The following is a 21,946-nucleotide window of genomic DNA, read 5'->3' as shown; positions in this document are numbered from 1 at the left end:
GCGGAATCCGAGTCGCCGCGATGAGTACCCACCCGGAAAGAGCCGGGAAACAACAAATGCACCTGCGAGACATCAGCAGGTGTACGCAAAGTTCATGGGAACCACTACTGCAACTAATGGAGACTCTAGCAGGCCGCAGCTCACAGTGGTGGGAAATACCGCCCCGGAGATGCCGGAGCTCCACGCCAAGGGCAAGGTGCCGGCCGCACACATGGGGCGAAGTGGTCAGCCTGGCAAGGTAGTTGGAGCTTCTGAGCTCGCCCCTGCCAGTGGGAGGGGGTGGTTCGACCGACCTGGCCCCGGCGTCACCCTGTGCACACGCAGGGCGACGACCCCGAGCCGGAGACCGCAAGGACGCTCGCCATTTCGGGGTCGGCCGAATTCGGGCTTCCGGGTGGGGTCGATCTGTGTCTTTCGCTGCATACTGAAAAAGATGACGAAATCAGTAGTCCGGCGCCACCTGCCCACCAGCCCCTTCAAAGTCCAGGTCGAAGCACCGCGCAAGCGGTTCGCGGCAGGGGACCGGGTCTCGCACGACCGGCACGGCCTCGGCCGGGTCGTCAGCGTCGAGGCCGACAGCGACATCGCGGTCCTCGTCGACTTCGGCCCACAGCAGAGGCGGATCACCCAGCCGTACGCCGCACTGTTCAAACTCTGACCACGGTCCGTGCCTCCTGGCCGGTCAGGACCGCGCCAGGGCGATGAGGCCTGCGGCCGCAGCCGCGATCGCCCAACTGCCCGCGAGGCTGAGCACGAGGTCCTTCGTGTTGGGGTTCATGGTGCGCCAGGTGCGGGGTCTGATCCAGATGGCGGGCTGTCCGGCCCGCTCGCGCCGGAGTCGGCGCCGACGTCGGCGCCAGGGATACAGCCGCGAGTTCAGGATGTGCTCCAGGTAGTGGCGCGTCAGGAGACCGGCCGCCAGGCCCACGAGCGCCCACACCAGCACGGGACCCGGGGCCACCCGCACCAGAACGATCGCGAAAGGCGCAGCCGAGAGCAGCCACGCCCCGAGAGTCACGATGAGCTTCCGACCCAGGTCGTCGAGGAACACTCCGCTGCCCCGTTCATCCGGAACGCCCACCGACCCCACGAATACCCACCCCCACCCCCGGGGGACCTCCCGCCCGGGCCGTGGCCAGCCACCGTCCGAGACCCGTGAGCGGCCTTCGCGTGATCCTCAACTCGGCCGAGCTTGCGCTTTGGTTTCTGGTGCTCAAGTTTCGGTGGATCCAGGGGAGTTGGGCTTTCAGTGTGCAGTGTGACCGGCACTTCGGCGGGGGCTGACCGCGGCTGACGCTCTGAAAGTTCGTAGGCTGAGCTGACTCCGGTCGCCAACGTGGTGGAGGCCGGAGAAAGCAGGAGTGAGACCTCTGGGGGAACGGCTGCGCCCGTCCCGAACGGTGGTCTCCCAGCACCCGCACGACCTCGAACCGGTCCCGCCGATCGTCGAGTTCGACCCGAGCCGGTTCAAGCTCGCGGCGGACACCACCGTGGTGGGCGCGCTCGGTGGCTGGCCGGACCTGCGGCTCTGCTGCTGGAGCATCTGGGTATCGTCACCCTGATCGGCCTGCCGAAGATCCCGCCCGGCCGGCAGCAGGTGGACCTTGCCTGGTGATCCATCGGGGCTGCTGGGATCACCGGTCCTGGATCAGGCGACGGTCAAGCGGGATTCATCGTGTCACCACGCGAATCCCTGGCCTCGGCAGGGATGGCCGAGTGTGCTTCGCGCGCCGACCGGTGGTCTGATCGTTTCGCGAACGTGCGGCCCTGGCGGCCTTGTCTGCGAAGGGAGTTGCCGGTGGTGTGGGAGGGCGGGTTGCCAGAGGGTTCTGCGGGTCACTGACTGAGGCCGTCGCGCAGCTCGGGGAGTCCCTGGGCGATCACGCCGGCCGGGGCGAGGCAGTCGTGGCGGGTCCGTGCGGACGAGGGGTTATCCGCACAGCCGAGGCCGCAATAGGTCCGGGCCGCGGCTGTGATCTTTTGTGCGGCCGAGGACAGCGTGCCGAAGCTGTCCTCGGCCGAGGCCAGGGACAGGGACAGGGCCAGTTGCGCGTCACGGAGTGTGGCATCCGTGGCCCGGTAGCACTTCTGAGTGAGCATGAGAGCCGATGACGTCGAGCACGGGGAGCCGGTGCCGGAGCCGAGTGGGTCCTCGTCCTCGGTGAGCCGGTTGCCGAGGACGTCGTGGATCCGGTCCGCGTCCTGGGCCCGGGACGCGGATTGCGGCGTGGCCTGGGCGGACGGTCGAGCGGGCTTGAGCGCGATCCCGGAAACGGACCCGGCGCCACCGGTCCCGTGGATCACGACGAGGGCCGTGCCTGTGATGAGCCCCAGGGCCAGGCGGACCGCCGGGCCGGGCAGGGCCCGTGACCCTGGTCTGCGCCCGCGCCGGGCCGGGGCCGGGCATTCGGATCCGTTCTTCACCACTTCACTCCGTTCATCCGCTCGGCCGCCGATCGTGCCGTGTCGCTGGCCCCGTGCCGTCGACCCCCAAGCGGGCTGCCTCAGTCGCGGTCCGCAAGGACGGTGTCGGCGGCCCTGAGGGTGCGCTCGGTCGCGTCGCGCATCGCCGTGAGGGGGCCGAGGTTGCGGGCGATCATCCGGTTCTGGAGCGCGGTCTCCACCCCGGACCAGGTCTCGACCAGTCCCGTCCGCCGCTTGCAGGCGACGTCGTCCTGCGCCTGCCTGATCTCGGCGGGCCCGGCCACGGCCGAGGCCGCCTCGAACGGCTCCAGCGGGCTCGCGACGCCGTGCCCCTTGTCTTTCATGCAGCCGAACCATACGTCGAGGCCGCCACGACCTTCGGATTCTGCAAGGACTGCCGGTAGCTGTCCGCGTTGACGGACTCGGCCAGTGCCTCGTCGCGACCCGGGCCCAGCGCGTCCTGGGCCCTACCCGCGCAGCCGTCCTGGGGCGGTCAGAGGAGGGCGATGGTGCTGTGGGCGCCGGCGGGCCGGATGACGTGGGTGTCGTGGTCCGGGCCGATGCCGCGGTAGGTGGCGGCGTAGCCGGTGAGCAGGTCACCGGCCAGGGCCAGGGCGGAGGGGGTGGCGTTGCAGGAGGCGTTGCCGTCGTCGTCGGCGCGGGCGGTGCACAGGACGGTGCCGTCGGCGGAGGTGAAGGTGATGTCGGCCCAGCGGGCGATGCCTCCGCCGGCGTCGAAGCGGGCGTTGATCTTCGTTAGTCCGAGCGGGAGCAGGGTCAGGCGGGCGGGGCCGGCGGTGAGGGTGGTGGCCCGGCCCTCGGCGGCCAGGGCGGGTTCGGTGCAGGTGAGGACGGACAGGCCCCACCACAGGTCCTCGGGGCAGTCAAAGCGGTAGGCGACGCCGTTGGAGCACTCCCAGAACTGGGCGGATTGTTGGGCTCGGTGTAGTACTGCCGGTCACCGGGGCAGGGTCGGGTCTGCGAGGCGGCATGCGCGGGGCTTGCGCCGAGGAGGGTCAGGAACAGGGCGGCGGTCGAGGGCGGCCAGGCCGATCCGACGCACCGCAGCTATGGCATGACCACGCACACGCCGCCGATGACGAAGACACATCCGACCACCGCCAGCACTGCTCCCAACGCCCGTTGAACGGAAGGGCCTGTGGGGGGAGGGGCTAGCCGGCGAAGCGGCGATGGCAGGTTCTCCCTCTCCGCCATCTGACGGTGATACAGGCGGGTGACCATCGTTCGGAAGTCGGCAGCCCACAAGGACCCGACCCCTAGGGCCAAGAGCCCGAGCAGCACGAGCGCGACAGCTTCACCAAGGTGCCGGGACCCACCCGGAGACGGGTTTCCGCTTGCTGTGAGGGCGATGTGATGTCCGTACGCGTCATGGACCAGCGTGAGCTCGCATACCAACGTCAAGCGGATCACTAGCCTTTTCCGTCATCAGCCGAGCAGCACGGCAGGCCGTACCGTCGGGGTAGGAGGTTGCTTGGCCTGGCTCGTGCATGCCGACGGATCGCTATGGGGCCGTTACAGCAAACGACTCAGCCGGCCATGGGGGCCGTACTGGACGGCGGGCATGCGCCCGCGCGGCGCTGCCGAAATTTCTCTCAGCTCCGCCTGGGCCAACACGAGCTTGTGCGGTTTCGAATCTGGATGGTTCACGGGCCAACCGGGCCTGTCAGCGAGTGGGCGAGAGCCAGCCTCGGCGCACGGCATTGGCACCAGCTTCGAAGCGGCTACGGGCTTCCAGGCGCTCCATGAGAACGGCGGTGAGACGGCGAGCAGTCCGGGATGAGATACCGAGGCGCTTGGCGATCGCCTCGTCGGTGAAGCCAGTGTCGAGGAGGCGAAGAATCTCGGCCTCCTGGTTGCTCAGGCCATGCTGGTCGGTGGTTGGGGCCTCGCCCAGGGGTATGGCGGTGGCCCACACACTCTCGAAGAGGGCGCAGAGAGCGGTAACGACTCCCTCGCTTTTGAGCAGCATTGCTCCCGTACGGGCATCCGAGGTAGTGAGGGGTAGGACCACCTGGTGGCGGTCGATGATGACCATGCGGACCGGCAGGGTAGCCGCAGTGCGGACCTGCCCACCGCGGGCGCTGAGCCAGCTCACGTGGTCCAGCGTCGGGGAGTGATTGCGGACGCTGTCGAGGTAGATGGTCCTCATTCGGATGCCACGGTCGAGCAGGGCGGCGTTTGGCGGGCGGCTGGCTTCCAGGTCGGCGGCGGGATGGCCGCCGCCCGGGGCGAAAGTCATGACCTCGTGCTCAGCCCGCGTGGCTAGGACGGCCAGCCGCTCGCGGATGCCGTCTGGGCCGACGAGCCGCTCCGCGTCGCCGCCTGCAAGTGTCGCACCGATCGTCATGGCCGAACATTCAGCGATGAGTTGGGCTGCGGCCGCGCGCGAGGTGTCGATCCGGAGCTGATGGGCCGTAAGTTCTGCTTGCTGGCGGGCGATCAGCGCCTCCATGGCCATATCAGGGCTGACCGCGCGGTAGCCGGTTCCCTCCTGGAGAGTAGGCCGAACAAGTGCAAGCGCGCTGAGCTCGTGCAGGGCCCGGTGGATGTCCTTCTCGTCCATCCTGAGACGGGTCGACAGTTCGGTAAAGTCCTCGTCCGGATGGGCCAGCATGGACTTGTAGAGCTGTTCTGCCGTGGAGTCCAAGCCGAGTGGCTCGAGCACCGCTTCCTCCTGCACCGCCGACGTTCTGCTTTGTAGACGATCATAGCGGGATTCCCCAGCCTTCAGGTTTAGGCAATGGCATAAAGCGTCCAATCTGAGGGGTTTTGGGGCGTTTGGTAGAGGTGTAACTCTGGCCACATGTATTTGGTTCATGCCCAGCTAGCCGCACGAACCGGCGTTCGGCTGCCCAACGAAGCGCCGAGCCTTTTCCTCAGGTGCGCGACCCCGACTGAGTCCCTCCAGTACGTGGTTGCGCACCCAGACGCTCCAGGCGGCCCAGTCATCGGCCTCTTCATGCTGGCTCCCTCTCTGGAGGATGCAGAGGCGGCTGCGACGGAGGTGTGTGGGCGGGCGCTCGCGTTGCATCTGGAGCTGAGCGGCTTCCTGTTGCTCAGTTGCGACGTACGGCTGGTCGCCGCCTACTTTGATCGACTGCTCGACCCGGAGCTCCCTGGACGGCTTATGCCAAGGCCGGATCATGACAGCTCCAACCCCTTCCTAGGCTTCTGAGCTGCGGACACACTGATGGACATCAAGATCCACCCGGAAGGAGGGGCGGGGACCCCGACCCCTCCTTCCGAAACCAGGAAACGAAGGTCATGTTCAAGAAGCGTCTTGCGAAGGTTGCCACCACGGTTCTTCTGGCTGTCGGCTCAGGACTGCTTGTGTCGGCCGCACCGGCGGCCGCTGCTGGTGTCGTTCCGACTTCGAGCCCGGCGCTGCTCAGCTCCGCCCAGGCGCCGGTTGCCTACGCGGCCAAGGTGCAGATGCCGGCCGACGTGACCTGGGGCTCGTGATTCTCGCCAGATTTTGACGTGCGCGGTGGCAGCGCGGAATTTGAGCCAGAGGATGGGATTCTCTTCCGGGGGAATCCCATCCTGGCAGCCATGATCGGTGCGTGACTTCTTACGTCTCGGTTCGGGGTCGGAGATTCTTGTCCGGCTCCTCCGAATCTTTAATCATTTGGTGATCTTCGAATTCTGCGATGAGTACCCAGCAGGATTTTCGAGGCGAGGTCTCGGTGAGTGGATGTCCTCGCTGATTGTCCGGCACGGGCGTCTGCGGTCAGCTGCTGAGTGCGCCGGACAAGTGTCTGCGGCATCAGAGCTACGTGGCCTGTTTCCCGCCGGCCCGGCTGATCGGCAAGTCCATTCGCCGTGCTCTGCAGAGTGGTGAGCCCGACTACTGGGGACAGCTGTGCCCTGCTGTCGGGACGCGAGGCCCGGGTCAACGAATGTGCGCCGAGTAGACGGGCTGGCGCAGAGCACAGCACTGTGCAGGCCATGCAGTTCCGGTGGTTCCCGCGCCAAATCCAAGGGGCAGAAAAACAAGGAGTGTCGGATGCTTGACGCCGAACAATACCGACGCGAACTGGTGCAGTTGGGTCTGCATAAGGCCGCGCACCAAGAGGAGACGCTGCTGGACCACATGTTCCGGGCATGCGGCATCCTTCAGGACATGAAGGCCGACGATCACGTTTGCCTTGCCGGACTGTTCCACGGTGCCTACGGGACAGAAGGGCTGCACAACGACAACGTTGACTCGATCCCCGACGAGAAGCGTGTCGAGCTCCGAGCGGTCGTCGGATCAGTGGTGGAGCAGCTGATCTTCAACTTCTCCGTAATGAGCTACGCGTCATTGGGCAAGAGCTTCCGCAATATGATGCGCCCGAACGGGAAGCCGGAGATGAAGGACCGGCGGACCGGTGAGGACATTCCGTTGAGCCGGGATGGATTCGAGGAACTCCTGCGTATGAAGCTGGGCGACGTCCTGGCGCACATGCCGCCGCAGGCCAGTCACGCCCACCTCAACGTGCCGGCCGAGTATGCCGAGTTCTGGAAGCTCGCCGCCGACTACCTCGGCCCGAATGAAATCAACACATGGAACAAGTTCACGGGGGGGAGACTATGGATCGACACGGAGCAGAACTGATGACCCAGAACTGGGAAGGCTTCCGCCTGTCCAGGCAGCAGGAGCATGTCCTCGGTCTCGCGGCCGGCGGATCGGCGACCCGGACGGTCGCCGGGGTGAGCCTCGCGGCCCCGGTAGACCGCGAGGTGTTGGAGCTCGCGCTCAATGACGTGGTGCTGGTACACGAGAGCCTCCGCACGGCGTACCGCGAGGTCCTCGGTGAGAACAGCACCGTACTGATGGTGATCGAGGACGAGCCCCGGATCCAGGTGTCGGAGCGGTCCGGCGACGACGCGGCGCTGACCGCGCTCATGCGCGAGGAGCTGTACACACACCTCGACGAGGGTGACGAGCAGGCGCTGCGCTTGACCCTCTTCACCACCGCGGGTGAGCAGCAGGTACTTGTCCTGGCGGTCCCCCGGGTCAATATGGACGAAGCCTCGGTCGAGGTCTTCTTCCAGGACCTGCGTCGTGCGTACGCCTCACGGCTGAACGCCACTGCCTGGCACCGGGAGGATGTCCTCCAGTATGCCGACTACGCCCAGTGGCAGTACGAAGAAGGCACGGCTCTGGGGCGGGAGAGGGAGCTTGCGGCCGACCGCGAAATGCAGCTGGCGGCCCTGCCCGCGCTGCACCTGCCGCTGGAGCTGCACTCCGAGGAATCGGCTCGGGACGGGCTGATTTGGACGGTCCCGGCGCCCTTGGCACACAGGCTTCGGAGCCTCGGTGACAGGCTCGACGGCGGTCTGCGCAGCGTGCTGCTGACCGGTTGGATCGTCGCCCTCTGGCATGCCGCTGGACGGCCGGATCGCCTGGCGGTCAACACGGCGTTCACGCGCAGGCCGTTCCAGGAGATGCTCACCTCGATCGGCCAATTCGAAACCCCGATGCCAATCTTCGCCTCGGTGTCCGATGAGACCACGCTGGACGATCTTCTGCGGTCTGTGGACCTGGAACTCGACCTGTTCGAGCGCGCGGACGAGAGTTCCATGGACCCGGCCCGGCAGCACGGCCGCGGTATGCCGGGCTTCAGGTTCAGCGACGTCGCGGAGTTCACCTCGCAGGAAGTACCCGCTTTCTCCGACCTGTGGATCGAACCATCCGATGACGCCGGGAAAGTCCATCTCTCGGCGCAGGGTGTGGACGGCGAAGTCCGCCTGAAGCTGGGTTACCGGGCCCTGGGAATGGCCGAGGGCGGCGCCGAGGCGCTGTTCGTCTGTCTGCGGGCCGCCGTTTCGGCACTGGGCGGAGACCTCTCCGTCGCCGTTCAGGCGCTCGCCATGCTGGATCAGGACGCCGCAGGGCACCTCCTGGCAGCCACGAATCCCGCAGCGTTGCCGGGCCGCCCCGCAGAGCACTGGCACCGGCAGGTCGAACAGACCGCGCGGCGGGCGCCCGGCGGCCAGGCAATCAGGACAGGCTCACGCGTCTGGAGCTACCGTGAGCTCGACCAGGCCGCCAACCGCCTGGCCAACGAGCTGGTCGAGCGCGGTGTGGGAGCCGGAACACTGGTGGGCCTCTGCCTCGAGCGCTCTGACCTGGCCATTGTCGCGATGCTGGCGGCGGCCAAGGCGGGAGCGGGCTATGTCCCGGTCGACCCGAATCTGCCCGCCAAGCGTCGAACCGCCATCAGCGCCGCAGTTGGCTTCACTCACGTGGTGGCGACCGCCGAAACGTGCTCGGACCTGCCGCCGGACTGCGACATCGTCCTCCTTGACGCGGACCTTACGGTGTGCGCCCACCGCAGCAGTGAGCGACCCGACGTGGTGACAGCCGATGACGACCCCGCCTATGTGCTCTTCACTTCGGGTTCCACCGGTACGCCGAAGGGCGTGGTGGTCGGACACAGGCAACTTGTGGCTTACCTGGACGGCGTCGTTGACCGCCTGCAGCTCACCGGCAAGATCGACTCGGTCGCGCTGAGCTCGCTGGGCACCGACCTGGGCAACACAGCACTGTTCCCCCCGCTCGTCAGCGGCGGGTCGCTCCTGGTCGTCGCTCCGGACGTCTCCGCAGACTCGCAGGCGCTCGCCGAGCTGCTGGCACGGGAGAGCTACGATCTCCTCAAGATCACGCCGTCCCACCTGGGTGCCCTGATCACCCTGGCCGAGGCGCCAGAGAAGCTGATGCCTCGAACGGCCCTGGTCGTGGGCGGAGAGCCATTTGCCTGGGGTTGGTACAACCTGTTCCAACGCTTCCTCGGCGGCTGCGAGCTCTTCAACCACTATGGCCCGACCGAGACGACTGTCGGCGTGCTGTGCGGGCAGGCCACCTCCAACGATCAGGCTGCTCTGGCCTCCAGCGTGCCGGTCGGTGTACCGCTGAGGCACGCGCGTGCCTACATCCTGGATCCTCAGCGCCGGCCTCTGCCCGCGGGTCTTGCGGGGGAGCTCTGGATCGGCGGGTCGTCCGTTTCCCAGGGCTACCTCGCCGGAACGGTGGAGCAGCAGGAGCGATTCGTCGACGACCCCTTCAACTCTGCTCCGGCGGCACGGATGTATCGCACGGGTGACAAGGCGCGCTTCCTTCCCAACCGCAGCATCGAGATCCTCGGCCGCATCGATCGTCAGATCAAGGTCCGCGGCTTCAGGGTGGAACTGGGGGAGATCGAGGCGGTCATGCGCCGACACCCGCGGGTGAAGGACAGCCTGGTGGTAGAGGCCGGTGAGGGTACGACCGCGCACCTCGTGGGATACCTGCTCGATGCGGAGGGTGGCCGCGGGTCTGCGGAGTGGGTCCGCGAGTTCATGGCCGAGTGGCTTCCCGACTTCATGATGCCCGCCCACCTGGTGGCGTTGGACGCCTTCCCGCTGACGAGCACCGGGAAGATCGACGCATCGATGCTTCCTGAACCCGGCTTCTACAGCCAAGGCTCCGCGTCGTACACCGAACCTCGGACTCCGACCGAGAAGAAGGTCGCCGACATCATGGCGAAGCTCCTACTGCTGAACCGCACCGGAGCCGACGACGACTTCTTCGAGATCGGCGGCCATTCGCTGCTGGCGACCCAGTTGATCGCAAAGCTGCGCGAGGAGTTCACGGTGAACGTCAAGCTGCGCAGTCTCTTCGAGCACCCCATCGTGTCCGAGCTTGCCGGGTTCATCGACGAGCTCCTTGAGAAGAAGGCGGGGAAGGCATGACGCCCTCGGAGACCGAGGTGAGCCCCACGGGACGCTTCGGGAGAGCGCGGAAGTCCATCTCGGTCAGTAACGCGGCGCTGGTTCGAGTCGCCCCGCTGGTCGACGGATCGCGAGCGGTGGCGTGTATGCCGACCGTTGCTCGGCTCGACGCGCGGGAGTGGCTGTCCAGCTCGGAGAACACGCTGGCGCGGCTACGTGATGAGCACGGGGCCGTCCTGCTGCGGGGTTTCACCCCGCTCGACGCCGAGGGGTTGGCCGAGCTGGCCACAGGTCTCGCTGGCGAACTGCGCGACTATGACAATCGCTCGACTCCGCGGCAGCGGGTCAAGGGCAGAGTCTTCACGTCGACGGAGTACCCGTCTGATCAGACCATCCCCCAGCACAACGAGATGTCCTACACGGACTCATGGCCGTCCACACTCTTTCTCGGCTGTGTGGTGCCGGCGCCTGAAGGCGGGGAGACGCCCATCGCCGACAGCGCCCGCGTTGCTGCCCGGGTGCCGACGTCCACACATGAGCGCTTTGAGCGGCACGGTGTCATGTATGTCCGGAACTTCGGTCTCGGCATGGACCTGAGCTGGCAGGAGGTCTTCCAAACCCGAGACCGCGGGGAGGTCGACGCGTACTGCGCGAAGCACAGCATCCAGGCGGAGTGGCTGGGAGGGGAGAGGCTCCGTACCCGGCACGTAGTGCAGGCCACCGTCAAGTCACGGGCCACCGGCGAGAAGGTCTGGTTCAACCAGGCCCACCTGTTCCACGTGAGTTCGCTTCCCGCGAGCGTTGAACGCGAGCTGCGCGATAGCTTCTCCGAGGACGAGCTGCCCCGCAACGCCATGTACGGCGACGGTACCCCGCTCGACCCAGCCGATCTGGCCCACATCCGGGCCGCCTACGCGGCGGAGGAGATCTCTCTCCCCTGGCAGACAGGCGACATCATGGTCGTCGATAACGAGCAATTCGCACATGGTAGGAAGCCGTATACCGGGGACCGTTCGATCCTGGTGGCCATGGCATGACTGACGCGACCACGTTCGAGGCCGTGCAGGAAGAGATCGCCTACGCGTTCAACAGCACCGTCTTCTTCCGCGACCACATGGAGGCCAGCGGCCTCCAGCCCACGGATATCCGGGACAGGGCGGACTTCCTGCGGCTTCCACCCACCTCGAAGTCACACTACCGGCGAAACTTCCCCGCAGGGGTGCTTGCCAAGGGCTACACCCTCAACTCGCCCCATGTCATGCGTTTCCAGAGCTCCGGGACGTCCGGCGACCGTCTCAACAGCGCCATCCTGGCGTACGACCTCGCCCGGCGGCAGGCGGCCGCGCTGGGCGTGAACCGTCGCTTCGACGGGCTCTGGCGTCCTGGCAGCAGGCCCAGAATCTGCCGGTTCGCTCCGCCGAACTGCTCGGACGTCGAGTGCGCGACAGGATTCGCGTCCATGGAGGACCGAACGCTGCCGGACGGCACTCTGGTACTGACCGTCGCCCACGACCTCCTCACCACGCCGGAGTGGCAGGTCATCAAGGCACTCGACGAGATCGATCTCTACCAACCCGACCTGCTGGTTGTGGACCCGACACACTTCGCCTTCCTAGCGAGGTGGGCGCGGCGGCTCGGCAGACAGATCACTTCACCGCGCCCCTTGCACATCGTGTGCGGGTACACCCTCATGACGCGTGTGGCGCGGCGCCAGATCGAAGACTTCATGGGACCGGACGTTCCGATCGGCGACATGATCGGAATGTCAGAGCTGGGCTATCTCGGCTTCGAATGCCACCACGGGCAGCGGCACATCAACGACAGGGACTTCTACGTCGAGTTCATTCGGGATGACAAGCCGGTGGAGGACGGTGAAATGGGCGAGCTGTACGTCACCACAGTGGATGACGGGCTGATCCCGCGCATTCGCTACGCCACCGGTGATTACTTCACACCGCTGGGCGGCTCGTGTGACTGCGGAAGTGACATGCCAATGGTTCGGATCGAGGGCCGGGCCACGCAGGCGGTGCGGCTGCGGGACGGCCGCGTCGTCACGCCAGGTGCTGCCGATGCGCTGGTCGGAGATGCCCCCAGTATCGATCTCTACCAGCTGGAGCAGGACCAGAACGGTGCATGCACCTTCCGGTACGTCCCCAGCGCCGACGTGCGCTCGGGCGACATCACCGCCCTGGAGGCGCGTCTGACGGAGGCTCTGGGGCCGGACCTCGTGCGCGTCGAGCGAGTGGACTACATCGCGGGCGAGCGCAGCGGCAAGTTCCAGCCGTGCGTCTCCCGCCTTTCCGGGACTAGGTGACCATGTCCGGTCTGAATACCCACCGGGACGATTTCCCTGCGCTGCTGCGGGAGATCGATGAGAAGAAGATCTCGTACCTGGACAACGCAGCCACGACCCTGAAGCCGCGGTCGGTCATCCGGGCGATCACTGAGTACTACGAGTCCAACGGCGCGAACATCCACAGAGGGAAGCACCGGCTGTCCGAGGAGGCCTCGGATGCCTACGAGGCCTCCCGCGTGGAAATCGCGCGCCACATCGGCGCCGCAGCGAACGAAGTGGTCCTAGTCCGGAACACGAGCGAGGCACTGAACCTGGTCGCCAGCGGTCTGGGCCTGGACTCGGACGCGTACATTGTGGGCTGTCTGGACGCGCACCACTCCCAACTGCTGCCGTGGCGGAGGGTCGGGCACCTCGACCTGGTGCGGGTGGATTCCCACGGCCGGCTCGATCTGGACCACTTCCGGGCGCTTCTGCGTGGTCGGCCGAAGGTGGTCGCGCTCACCCATTGCTCCAACGCCACGGGCGTGGTCCACCCTGTGGCGCAACTGATAGCCGAGGTCCGCGCAGCCTGCGACGCCACGATCGTCCTGGACGCCGCGCAGTCCATGCCTCACCAGCGCGTCAACGTCCGAGAGCTGGATGTCGACTTCATGGCGTTCTCGATGCACAAAATGCTGGGCCCCACGGGGGTCGGCTGTCTCTACGGCCGCAGCGAGATGCTCGCGGGGCTGCGCCCTTTGACGGTGGGTGGCGGGATGGTCGACTGGGTCGACCTCGACGGCAGTGTCGATCGGCGTATCCCCTTCAAGTTCGAAACGGGTACACCGGCCATCGCCTCCGTAATCGGCTGCACCGCAGCGATCCAGTACCTCGAAGCGTTGGATGCTCCGAAGCGCCACCAGCACGAACGCGAGCTCTGTGCTTCGCTGGTCGGAGGGGCGCTCGCTCGCCCCGAGGTGAGCCTGATCGGCCCGCCGGACGAGACCGATCGGATCGCACTCGCGAGCTTGCGCCTGCCGGAGGGCATTTCCGCCGGTGAGGTCGCCCGCCTGTTGAGCGACTCCTACGGCTACATGGTGCGCAGCGGTCACCTGTGTGCGCAGCCCCTGATATCCGACCTAGCTGGCGGTGAAGTCCTCCGGGTTTCGGCGTACTTGTATAACGAGGTCTCGGAGATTGAGGGATTCTACCAGGCGCTGGACGAACTGCTGGGCTGGATGGGGCCGGTCGCGGGCGGTGCGCGCCGATGAAGAAGCAGCTACCGATTGCCGCTGGACGGTCGGATTTCCGCAAGCTCTGGGTCGCGCAGACCCTCTCGCTCGGCGGTTCGCAGATCAGCCTGATCGCCTTCCCGCTCATAGCGATCTCATCCCTCGAAGCCGAGACGTGGCAGCTCGGTGTCCTGACCGCAGTAGAGAGGGCACCCTTCCTGATATTCGGGTTGGTCGCCGGTGTTCTTGTCGACCGCTGGTACCTACCACGTGTCCTGATGGTCGCGGACTGGGTCCGTGCGGCGGCGGTGGGGCTGGTCCCGGTCGCCGCATCGGCCGGGTTCCTCACCATCGAGTGGCTCTGTGCCGTCGCTGTCGTGGTGGGCACTTGTACGGTCTTCTTCGACGTCGCCCACCAGAGCGTCCTTCCCGCCATCGTCAATCGAAATGACCTGCTGGGCGCCAATCGACGCCTCGAAAGCAGCCGGTCCGTGGTGGAGATGGCGGGACCGGGAGTTGCGGCAGCACTTCTCAAGGTGCTGTCGGCGCCGTTCACTCTTGTGGTGGATGCGGTCTCATTCGCACTGTCGGCCATGATTCTGCGTTCGATCCGATCGGTCGATCCGGCTCCTTCACGGTCGCACGATCCGAAGCCGCTGCGGGCAGAGCTTCGAGCGGGGCTTCGATTCATCCGCAGATCTCCCTTCCTCCGGTGGAACGCCATCATCGCGGCGACCTGGAACCTGCTGCTACAGGCCCTTCTTGCAATCTTCTTCGTCTATCTTGCGCGAGATCTTCAACTGGGTTCGACGAAGATCGCGATTGTCGTGATCGAGGGTAGCCTGGGCGCCATTCTTGGCGTCGCGGCAGTGGGGCGGATCAACAGGGTGTGCGGTCTGGGGCTAGGCATCGTTTTCGCCACATGCTTGAGCGGCGCAGGCGGCATGCTCCTGGCCACAGCGAACGGGGCATCGCTTTGGAACCTTGCTGTAGTCGGCTTCGGCTTCATGCTCATTTGTTTCGGAACAACCCTTTTCAACGTCAACGTCATCAGCATTCGACAGGCGATCACCCCGAGCCACCTCATGGGACGAACGACTGCGGCCATGCGATTCATCGCCTGGGGGTCGATGCCGATCGGCGCACTGCTGGGCGGCCTGCTGGGCCAGGCGTTCGGAATTCGATCTACGATCGCGGCCGTCGGTGCCATGCTCCTACTGCCGGCGGCCCTCACGCTGGTCTCGCCTATCCGACGGATTCGGGGAATATCCGATGCCGCTGTCAAGGGCGTTGATTCCTCAGAAGCGATCGCAGCACAGGTCGACTGAGGTTTCAGATCCTCCCCGTCGCCGCGTTGGCTGAAACAGTGATGGGCTAACGTTGGAAAATTTGATCAAGGAGTCGCATTATCTCTAATCCATTTGATGACCCAGATGCGATGTATCTAGTCCTGGTAAATTCAGAGAATCAGCATTCGCTCTGGCCGGAGTTTGTGGAAGTCCCGGCTGGATGGGATCCAGTGCACGGGCCGTCCGGCCGTGAATCGTGCCTTGAGTACGTCAATGCCAACTGGGTTGACATGCGCCGCCAGAGCCTTGTCAAGCATGCTGCGGAGCTCGCGGGCTGAGCCCGCAGTACGTATTCGGTGCCAGCGTTCCGACATGTGGAACCGCATGTCAGGGGAGAAGATTCCTGTCTGTTGATGCAGGCAGGGGGAGGAAAGAAATGACCTACATCCTGGGGCTCAACCTCAGTCATGACCGCTCTGCTGCCATCATCAAGGACGGTGAGGTCCTGGTCGCGATCGAGGAAGAGCGCCTCGACCGGATCAAGCACACTGAGGGATTTCTGATTCAGGGCTATTTCGATCGTCTCACCAAGACGATTCCGATGCGGTCCGTGACCTACTGCCTGGAATCCGTGGGAATCGGAATCGACGATATCGGCCTGGTCGTCGGCAACCGTCCGATCGGCGACGGCGCGGCGCAGCGCATCGCCAACGAGCTGCCGATCAAGGACAAGAGTAAGATCCACCAGCTGCCGATGCCGTCGCATCACCTTGCGCACGCTGCGGTGGCTTACCACACCTCGCCGTTTGACGATGCCGCGGTGCTCATCGTCGACCAGGCCGGCAGCAGGTTCCCGGGGACGAAGAACATTGAGAAGCACACCGTCCTGGTCGGTGAGGGTACGGAGCTGCGGAGCATCGCCGCGACGACATACTCCGCTCCCGAGTACCCCGTCGAGTACGACGACATGGGCCTTGGCCTGTTCTATGACTTCTTCACCGCGAAGCTGAACTTCATCACCCGGTGGGGAGCGCCGGACTTCGGCGTCTTCAAGTCCGGCGGGTACCCGGAGGGCGGGAAGACCATGGGCCTGGCGCCGTACGGCCGGCCCCGGCCGGAGTGGGGCGACTGGCTCACGTTCGACGGTCTGGACGTCACCTGCAAGCCGAAGGACCTTGAGGCGATCTGGACCGATCTGATGGCTTCGGAGGGCGTCGACTACGATCCTCGCCACAACGGCTCGTGGCAGCACCAGCTGGCCAAGGACGTCGCGTACAAGGTGCAGGACGAGCTTGAGAAGGCCATGCTCTACCTGGCGGGCCAGGTCCACGAGCTGACGGGCAAGAAGTACCTCTGCCTCGGTGGTGGCGTCGCGCTGAACTCGGTTGCGAACCAGCGAGTGCGCGCCGAGGGCCCGTTCGAGGACATCTTCATCCCGGCACCGGCCGGCGACGCCGGGTGTGCCATCGGCGCGGCGCTGTGGGGATACCACAATCTTCTCGACGGGAAGGTCAGGACTCCGATGCGCTCCGCGTCGTTGGGTCGCACCTATAGCCGCGAGAATGTCCTTGAGGCGCTCAAGCCGTATGAGGGAAAGCTGACTTGGCGCGAGTCCACGCCTGGCGAGGTGGCTGGTCTGCTCGCCGAGCATCACGTGGTCGGGTGGGTCGCGGGCGGATCGGAGATGGGTCCGCGAGCCCTGGGCAATCGCAGCATTCTCGCCGACCCAAGGCATCCGGCCACGCGGGACTTCCTCAACGAGGTCGTCAAGCACCGCGAGGTTTTCCGTCCATACGCGCCATCGGTTCTCGTCGAGCATGCGTCGGACTGGTTCGACAGCGAGGGCGAGAGCCCTTTCATGCTCCTTGTGCCGGCCGTCAAGGAGGACAAGCGCGAACTCGTTCCGGCTATCACACACGTCGACGGAACGGCGCGGGTCCAGACGGTGCGACCGGACGTCAACGGCCTTTACCACCAGCTGATCAGCGCTTTCCATCGGCGCACTGGGGTTCCGCTCCTGATGAACACGTCCTTCAACGACAACGGTGAGCCGATCGTTGAGACGCCTGCCGACGCACTGCGGACGTTCTACCGGACAGAGATGGACTACCTGTACCTGGAGGGCCTGCTGGTTTCTAAGCCGGATCACGTGCAGCACGAGCGACACCCCCACCGCACTCGGCTGACCGAGAGCTGAGCCATCGCTTCGCGCGGGGCACACCAGACCGATTATCCAGATGGATGGAGAAAGAGAACACGTGATTACGAATCGTCGATACGAACTCGATCGTTCCGATGTCGTCAGTGCAGCGGGCCTGCTCGAGCTTGTCGAGAATTCCTTTGAAGAGCCGGCGCTGCGCTGGTACATCAGCGAGGCCAATCAAGCCAGGATCATCGTGGAGAGCACCGAATATGGCGGCGTACTCCCCGAGCCGGCTCCCGAGCCGGATTCCAGGCGATCCGGGCTGGACGTCGTCGTGAGCCTTGTTCCTACTGGAATCGGGTGCTCGATCGGTGGATACGCCGGGGATGCGGCGCCCGTCACTGCCCTCCTGGCGGAGGTTGCTGACCTTGTTGTGACCAATCCGAACGCCGTGAACGCGTCGAACTTCATCCGCTCCGGCGAACGAGTCCTCTACACGGAGGGCTCGTGCATCGATGCCTTCAGCCGAGGGGACATCAACCTCCACCGCTCACGCGGCAATCGGGTGGGGCTGATCATCGAGCGGTCGGACGAGGCGGCGATCGAGCACATTCTCAACGTGACGAACGCAGTTCGCGCCGTGCACGGCGTCAACCTCATCGACTATGTCATTACGGATCAGCCCATCGGTTCACGGTGCGTTCGCAACGCATCTGGAGCGTACGTCGGCTCCGTCGATGCCCCCGACGTGCTACTGAAGGCGGCACAGCAGCTTATCGAGCGCGGCGCCACCAGCATCGCGGTCACGACGAACGTGCAGGACCTCGTCGCCGATGATTACTCGGCACATTTCAGCGGTCGCGAGGCCAATCCGGTGGGTGGCGTAGAGGCGATCATCTCCCACCTGATCGTGCGCACGCTGGGAGTGCCCGCCGCCCACGCGCCCATGATCAATTTTAAGGAGCTGAGCCTCGACCACGCCGTGGTGGACGCTCGTTCGGCCGGCGAGATCGTCTCGACTAGCGGGCTCGCGTGTGTGTTGATCGGGCTTGCAAGCGCTCCCCAGATGCAGGCCGTCCGCGGGTCCCGCCTGACCGACGAGATCACGTTCGACGATGTGGTCGCGGTGGTGGTACCGGCCGGTGCCCTCGGCGGCATTCCCGTACTTGAGGCACTCAGCCGCCGCATTCCCGTCATCGCGGTGCGCGGAAACACCACCATCCTTGAGGTCACGGCCGCCGAACTCGGTCTACCCGGCGTCATCGAGGTATCCAACTATGCCGAGGCCGCCGGGCTGATCGCCGCACTGCGTGGCGGCATCGACCCCGAGTCCATTGCCAGGCCGATGCGCACGCTCGGCAGGTCCGTCTAAACGGCCAGGCTCCGTCGCGCCGGTGGCGCGGTCCCGGAGAGCCGGCCTTCCGGGAGCACCCGCACCTCTCTTGTCCCCGAAGCACCAGCTGGAGAAGCTCACATGATCAGGTCGTCGTTCGCGCAGCAGCGGTTGTGGTTCTTCAACCAGTTCGAGGGTGGTGGGGCGACCTACAACCTGCCTTACGCGGTGAGGCTGCGGGGGGTGGTGGATCGGGCTGCGCTGGGTGCGGCGTTGGTCGACACGGTGGTGCGGCACGAGAGTCTGCGGACGGTCTTTGTTGATGAGGGGGGTGTTCCCTGGCAGCGGGTGGTGGAGCTGGGGGAGGTCGAGGTTCCGCTGAGTGTGGTGGTGGTGGCGGAGTCGGATCTGGCTGGGGAGCTGGCGGCTGCGGCTGGCCAAGGTTTCGATCTTGCCGCGGAACTTCCTTTGCGGGCCTGGCTGTTCGAGCTGGGTCCGGAGGATCGCGTGCTGCTGTTGGTGATGCATCACATTGCGGTGGACGGTTGGTCGCTGGCGCCGTTGTGCCGTGATCTGTCGGTTGCCTACGGTGCGCGTGTCGCGGGACTGGCTCCGGTGTGGGCGCCTCTTCCGGCCCAGTACGCGGATTATGCGGTGTGGCAGCGTGAGTTGCTGGGGGACGATTGTGATGAGGGCAGCGTTGCCAGTGCGCAGTCGCGGTACTGGCGTGAGGCTCTCGCGGGGATTCCGGAGGAGCTTGCCCTTCCGTTCGACCGTCCGCGTCCTGTGGTGAACTCTTATCGGGGTGACCGGGTTCCGGTCGTTCTGGACGCGGAGTTGCACCGGTCGCTGGCGGGGCTCGCGCGGCAGACCGGTACGAGTGTGTTCATGGTTATCCAGGCCGGGTTGGCGGTGCTGCTGACGCGTCTCGGGGCTGGGCATGACATCGTGGTCGGTGCTCCGACGGCCGGCCGCACCGATGAGGCGTTGCACGATCTGGTGGGGTTCTTCGTCAACACCTTGGTGTTGCGGGTGGACACTTCGGGTGACCCTTCGTTCCGGGCGTTGCTTGAGCGGGTCCGGGAGGCGGATCTGGATGCCTTCAGTCATCAGGACCTGCCCTTCGAGCGACTGGTCGAGTTGCTGAACCCGCCCCGTTCGATGTCCCGGCACCCGTTGTTCCAGGTGATGCTGACACTGGAGGAGAACACCGGTGACGGTCTGCAACTCCCCGGTCTGCACAGCACGGAGTGTCCCGTCGACCTCCCCATCGCCAAGTTCGACCTGAACCTGACCCTTGCCGAGGTGCCAGGGGCGGGCCTTCGCGGCGGGGGAATGATCGGGCACCTTGAGTACGCCACCGACCTGTTCGACCGCGGCACCATCGAGGCCTTGGTAGAGGGGCTGGTAAGCATCCTCGCGGCGGCCGTCGTCCAGCCAGATGGGGGGATCGGGGCGGTGACGGCCCTCCCGGTGCTCGGGCACCGGATCCGGCAGACGGAGGAGGGGTGTGTCACCGCACGCCAGGTGCTTCTGGCGGAGTCGACGGATGCGCAGGGCCCGCACACCCCGAGTACGGTCGTCATGGCTGACGAGTATCCCGTAGCGGAGGGCGGTAGGGGCGATCAGCGAGTGCTGTCGGTACAGGATGGCGCCGCCTCCGAGAGCCGTAGGCCGGAGCGAATTCTCGTCTCCGAGAAGGAGCGCGTTCTCTGCGGGTTGTTCGCCGATGCCCTCGGCCTGGAACAGGTCGGCCTGCACGACAACTTCTTCACGTTGGGCGGTCACTCCCTCCTCGCACTGAAGTTGATCAACAGTGTGCGTTCCGTGTTCTCCGTGGAAGTGCCGCTCAAGGCCCTGTTCCAGGCGCAGACCGTTTCCTCACTGATGAGGGTGATCGACGGTGGCGAAGTGACCCGCCCTCCGGTGGTCCGGCAAAAGCGGGCCGGACAGGTCAGGTCGTCGTTCGCGCAGCAGCGGTTGTGGTTCTTCAACCAGTTCGAGGGTGGTGGGGCGACCTACAACCTGCCTTACGCGGTGAGGCTGCGGGGGGTGGTGGATCGGGCTGCGCTGGGTGCGGCGTTGGTCGACACGGTGGTGCGGCACGAGAGTCTGCGGACGGTCTTTGTTGATGAGGGGGGTGTTCCCTGGCAGCGGGTGGTGGAGCTGGGGGAGGTCGAGGTTCCGCTGAGTGTGGTGGTGGTGGCGGAGTCGGATCTGGCTGGGGAGCTGGCGGCTGCGGCTGGCCAAGGTTTCGATCTTGCCGCGGAACTTCCTTTGCGGGCCTGGCTGTTCGAGCTGGGTCCGGAGGATCGCGTGCTGCTGTTGGTGATGCATCACATTGCGGTGGACGGTTGGTCGCTGGCGCCGTTGTGCCGTGATCTGTCGGTTGCCTACGGTGCGCGTGTCGCGGGACTGGCTCCGGTGTGGGCGCCTCTTCCGGCCCAGTACGCGGATTATGCGGTGTGGCAGCGTGAGTTGCTGGGGGACGATTGTGATGAGGGCAGCGTTGCCAGTGCGCAGTCGCGGTACTGGCGTGAGGCTCTCGCGGGGATTCCGGAGGAGCTTGCCCTTCCGTTCGACCGTCCGCGTCCTGTGGTGAACTCTTATCGGGGTGACCGGGTTCCGGTCGTTCTGGACGCGGAGTTGCACCGGTCGCTGGCGGGGCTCGCGCGGCAGACCGGTACGAGTGTGTTCATGGTTATCCAGGCCGGGTTGGCGGTGCTGCTGACGCGTCTCGGGGCTGGGCATGACATCGTGGTCGGTGCTCCGACGGCCGGCCGCACCGATGAGGCGTTGCACGATCTGGTGGGGTTCTTCGTCAACACCTTGGTGTTGCGGGTGGACACTTCGGGTGACCCTTCGTTCCGGGCGTTGCTTGAGCGGGTCCGGGAGGCGGATCTGGATGCCTTCAGTCATCAGGACCTGCCCTTCGAGCGACTGGTCGAGTTGCTGAACCCGCCCCGTTCGATGTCCCGGCACCCGTTGTTCCAGGTGATGCTGACACTGAACGAGTTCGGCAGCGGTCTGCAACTCCCCGGTTTGCACAGCACGGAGCGTCCCGTTGACCTCCCCATCGCGCGCTTCGATCTCTGGCTGGGCCTTGCTGAGGCGAAGTCCGCCGAAGGGGAATGTGAGGGGGTCCGTGGGGAGCTTCGCTACAACTCCGATCTCTTCAACTGCTCTACAGTGCAAGGGTTTGCGGACCTTTACGTCGCACTGCTGCGCGATTTCGCGGCCGATGCGACGTCACCGGTGATGCCCGTGGCCTCATCCCGCAGGCCTACGCAATCTCAGCGAAAGCCGTTTGTGCACCCGGCTGTTCCCATGTCCTGAGTCAACGATCTCGACACCGCCTGACAAGGCACCTGAACCAAGACTGGAAGGAAGATGTGCTGATGAGTGCGGAGTTGGCGGTTGACCGTCGTCTTGCACCGGTTGGGCGGGGTGTTGGGGGGTGTTTGCCGGGGTTGTTTGAGGAGCAGGTGCGGCGGGCTCCTGGTGCGGTGGCTGTGGTGTGTGGGGATGTGGTGC

Annotated in this window: 17 protein-coding genes and 1 pseudogene; 13 read left to right on the top strand and 5 right to left on the bottom strand. The window is 65.6% G+C overall.

Translation table 11 applies throughout. The features are described from left to right. The first annotated feature begins 433 nt into the window (after window positions 1-433). Complete coding sequence (locus ABT118_RS17120) at window positions 434-658, top strand: hypothetical protein (protein WP_350669299.1); 225 nt, start codon at window positions 434-436, stop codon at window positions 656-658. A gap of 24 nt (window positions 659-682) precedes the next feature. On the opposite strand, the gene ABT118_RS17115 is transcribed toward ABT118_RS17120, so the two are convergent. Continuing rightward, window positions 683-1,051, bottom strand: coding sequence for a hypothetical protein (locus ABT118_RS17115; RefSeq protein WP_350669298.1), 369 nt, complete (start codon window positions 1,049-1,051; stop codon window positions 683-685). A 310-nt stretch (window positions 1,052-1,361) separates the two neighbouring features. Between ABT118_RS17115 and ABT118_RS17110 the strand changes: the two genes are divergently transcribed. Further along, a complete protein-coding gene (locus ABT118_RS17110) occupies window positions 1,362-1,562 on the top strand; it encodes a hypothetical protein (protein WP_350669297.1) in 201 nt (66 codons plus the stop codon). A 274-nt stretch (window positions 1,563-1,836) separates the two neighbouring features. Here ABT118_RS17110 and ABT118_RS17105 read toward each other — a convergent pair whose 3' ends face one another. From ABT118_RS17105 to ABT118_RS17090, 4 genes and pseudogenes are all read right to left on the bottom strand, one after another. Then, on the bottom strand, window positions 1,837-2,424 hold the full coding sequence (locus ABT118_RS17105) for a hypothetical protein (protein WP_350669295.1): 588 nt from the start codon (window positions 2,422-2,424) through the stop codon (window positions 1,837-1,839). Between the two features lie 80 nt (window positions 2,425-2,504). Continuing rightward, window positions 2,505-2,768: a hypothetical protein gene (locus tag ABT118_RS17100; protein WP_350669293.1), complete on the bottom strand. Its 264-nt coding sequence runs from the start codon at window positions 2,766-2,768 to the stop codon at window positions 2,505-2,507. 149 nt (window positions 2,769-2,917) lie between these two features. Beyond that, window positions 2,918-3,349: pseudogene (locus ABT118_RS17095) on the bottom strand (chitin binding peritrophin-A domain-containing protein); the annotation flags it as partial. A gap of 759 nt (window positions 3,350-4,108) precedes the next feature. Then, a complete protein-coding gene (locus ABT118_RS17090) occupies window positions 4,109-5,110 on the bottom strand; it encodes a helix-turn-helix transcriptional regulator (protein ID WP_350669292.1) in 1,002 nt (333 codons plus the stop codon). Window positions 5,111-5,709: 599 nt separating this feature from the next. Here ABT118_RS17090 and ABT118_RS17085 point away from each other — a divergent pair. The 11 genes from ABT118_RS17085 to ABT118_RS17035 all read left to right on the top strand — a co-directional run bounded on the left by ABT118_RS17085 (window position 5,710) and on the right by ABT118_RS17035 (window position 21,748). Continuing rightward, window positions 5,710-5,907: a hypothetical protein gene (locus ABT118_RS17085; RefSeq protein WP_350669291.1), complete on the top strand. Its 198-nt coding sequence runs from the start codon at window positions 5,710-5,712 to the stop codon at window positions 5,905-5,907. Window positions 5,908-6,451: 544 nt separating this feature from the next. Then, complete coding sequence (locus tag ABT118_RS17080) at window positions 6,452-7,042, top strand: DUF6817 domain-containing protein (protein WP_350669290.1); 591 nt, start codon at window positions 6,452-6,454, stop codon at window positions 7,040-7,042. Then, entirely contained in the window at window positions 7,042-10,161 is a 3,120-nt protein-coding gene (locus ABT118_RS17075; protein ID WP_350669288.1) for a non-ribosomal peptide synthetase, read from the top strand. The genes ABT118_RS17080 and ABT118_RS17075 overlap by 1 nt, the downstream gene beginning before the upstream one ends. Before the next feature lie 125 nt (window positions 10,162-10,286). Continuing rightward, window positions 10,287-11,177 carry a TauD/TfdA family dioxygenase gene (locus ABT118_RS17070; RefSeq protein WP_350669287.1) on the top strand — a complete coding sequence of 297 codons (891 nt, stop codon included), beginning with the start codon at window positions 10,287-10,289 and terminating at the stop codon, window positions 11,175-11,177. After that, on the top strand, window positions 11,174-12,454 hold the full coding sequence (locus tag ABT118_RS17065; protein WP_350669286.1) for a phenylacetate--CoA ligase family protein: 1,281 nt from the start codon (window positions 11,174-11,176) through the stop codon (window positions 12,452-12,454). The genes ABT118_RS17070 and ABT118_RS17065 overlap by 4 nt, the downstream gene beginning before the upstream one ends. Window positions 12,455-12,456: 2 nt before the next feature. Next, window positions 12,457-13,686 (top strand): aminotransferase class V-fold PLP-dependent enzyme, encoded by a 1,230-nt coding sequence (locus ABT118_RS17060; protein WP_350669285.1) that lies wholly within the window; start codon window positions 12,457-12,459, stop codon window positions 13,684-13,686. Then, window positions 13,683-14,975, top strand: a complete 1,293-nt coding sequence (locus ABT118_RS17055; protein ID WP_350669283.1) for an MFS transporter — start codon at window positions 13,683-13,685, stop codon at window positions 14,973-14,975. The genes ABT118_RS17060 and ABT118_RS17055 overlap by 4 nt, the downstream gene beginning before the upstream one ends. An 80-nt stretch (window positions 14,976-15,055) precedes the next feature. After that, window positions 15,056-15,274: an MbtH family protein gene (locus tag ABT118_RS17050; RefSeq protein WP_350669651.1), complete on the top strand. Its 219-nt coding sequence runs from the start codon at window positions 15,056-15,058 to the stop codon at window positions 15,272-15,274. 98 nt (window positions 15,275-15,372) lie between these two features. Further along, window positions 15,373-17,133, top strand: a complete 1,761-nt coding sequence (locus tag ABT118_RS17045) for a carbamoyltransferase family protein (RefSeq protein ID WP_350669282.1) — start codon at window positions 15,373-15,375, stop codon at window positions 17,131-17,133. 61 nt (window positions 17,134-17,194) lie between these two features. After that, window positions 17,195-18,451, top strand: coding sequence for a DUF3326 domain-containing protein (locus tag ABT118_RS17040; protein ID WP_350669280.1), 1,257 nt, complete (start codon window positions 17,195-17,197; stop codon window positions 18,449-18,451). 102 nt (window positions 18,452-18,553) lie between these two features. Continuing rightward, window positions 18,554-21,748, top strand: coding sequence for a condensation domain-containing protein (locus ABT118_RS17035; protein ID WP_350669279.1), 3,195 nt, complete (start codon window positions 18,554-18,556; stop codon window positions 21,746-21,748). Window positions 21,749-21,946 lie beyond the last annotated feature (198 nt).

This window comes from Kitasatospora sp. NPDC002040 (genome assembly GCF_040296785.1).
In the GTDB taxonomy this organism is placed as follows: Bacteria; Actinomycetota; Actinomycetes; order Streptomycetales; family Streptomycetaceae; genus Kitasatospora.
This window is presented reverse-complemented; position numbering and strand designations above follow the sequence as displayed.

Bases quoted from the DNA above. Each gene is read 5' to 3' on its own strand.
- ABT118_RS17075 (WP_350669288.1), top strand. From the start codon at position 7,042: ATGACCCAGAACTGGGAAGGCTTCCGCCTGTCCAGGCAGCAGGAGCAT.
- ABT118_RS17080 (WP_350669290.1), top strand. From the start codon at position 6,452: ATGCTTGACGCCGAACAATACCGACGCGAACTGGTGCAGTTGGGTCTG.
- ABT118_RS17120 (WP_350669299.1), top strand. From the start codon at position 434: ATGACGAAATCAGTAGTCCGGCGCCACCTGCCCACCAGCCCCTTCAAA.
- ABT118_RS17035 (WP_350669279.1), top strand. From the start codon at position 18,554: ATGATCAGGTCGTCGTTCGCGCAGCAGCGGTTGTGGTTCTTCAACCAG.
- ABT118_RS17055 (WP_350669283.1), top strand. From the start codon at position 13,683: ATGAAGAAGCAGCTACCGATTGCCGCTGGACGGTCGGATTTCCGCAAG.
- ABT118_RS17085 (WP_350669291.1), top strand. From the start codon at position 5,710: ATGTTCAAGAAGCGTCTTGCGAAGGTTGCCACCACGGTTCTTCTGGCT.
- ABT118_RS17070 (WP_350669287.1), top strand. From the start codon at position 10,287: ATGCCGACCGTTGCTCGGCTCGACGCGCGGGAGTGGCTGTCCAGCTCG.
- ABT118_RS17100 (WP_350669293.1), bottom strand. From the start codon at position 2,768: ATGAAAGACAAGGGGCACGGCGTCGCGAGCCCGCTGGAGCCGTTCGAG.
- ABT118_RS17045 (WP_350669282.1), top strand. From the start codon at position 15,373: ATGACCTACATCCTGGGGCTCAACCTCAGTCATGACCGCTCTGCTGCC.
- ABT118_RS17060 (WP_350669285.1), top strand. From the start codon at position 12,457: ATGTCCGGTCTGAATACCCACCGGGACGATTTCCCTGCGCTGCTGCGG.
- ABT118_RS17065 (WP_350669286.1), top strand. From the start codon at position 11,174: ATGACTGACGCGACCACGTTCGAGGCCGTGCAGGAAGAGATCGCCTAC.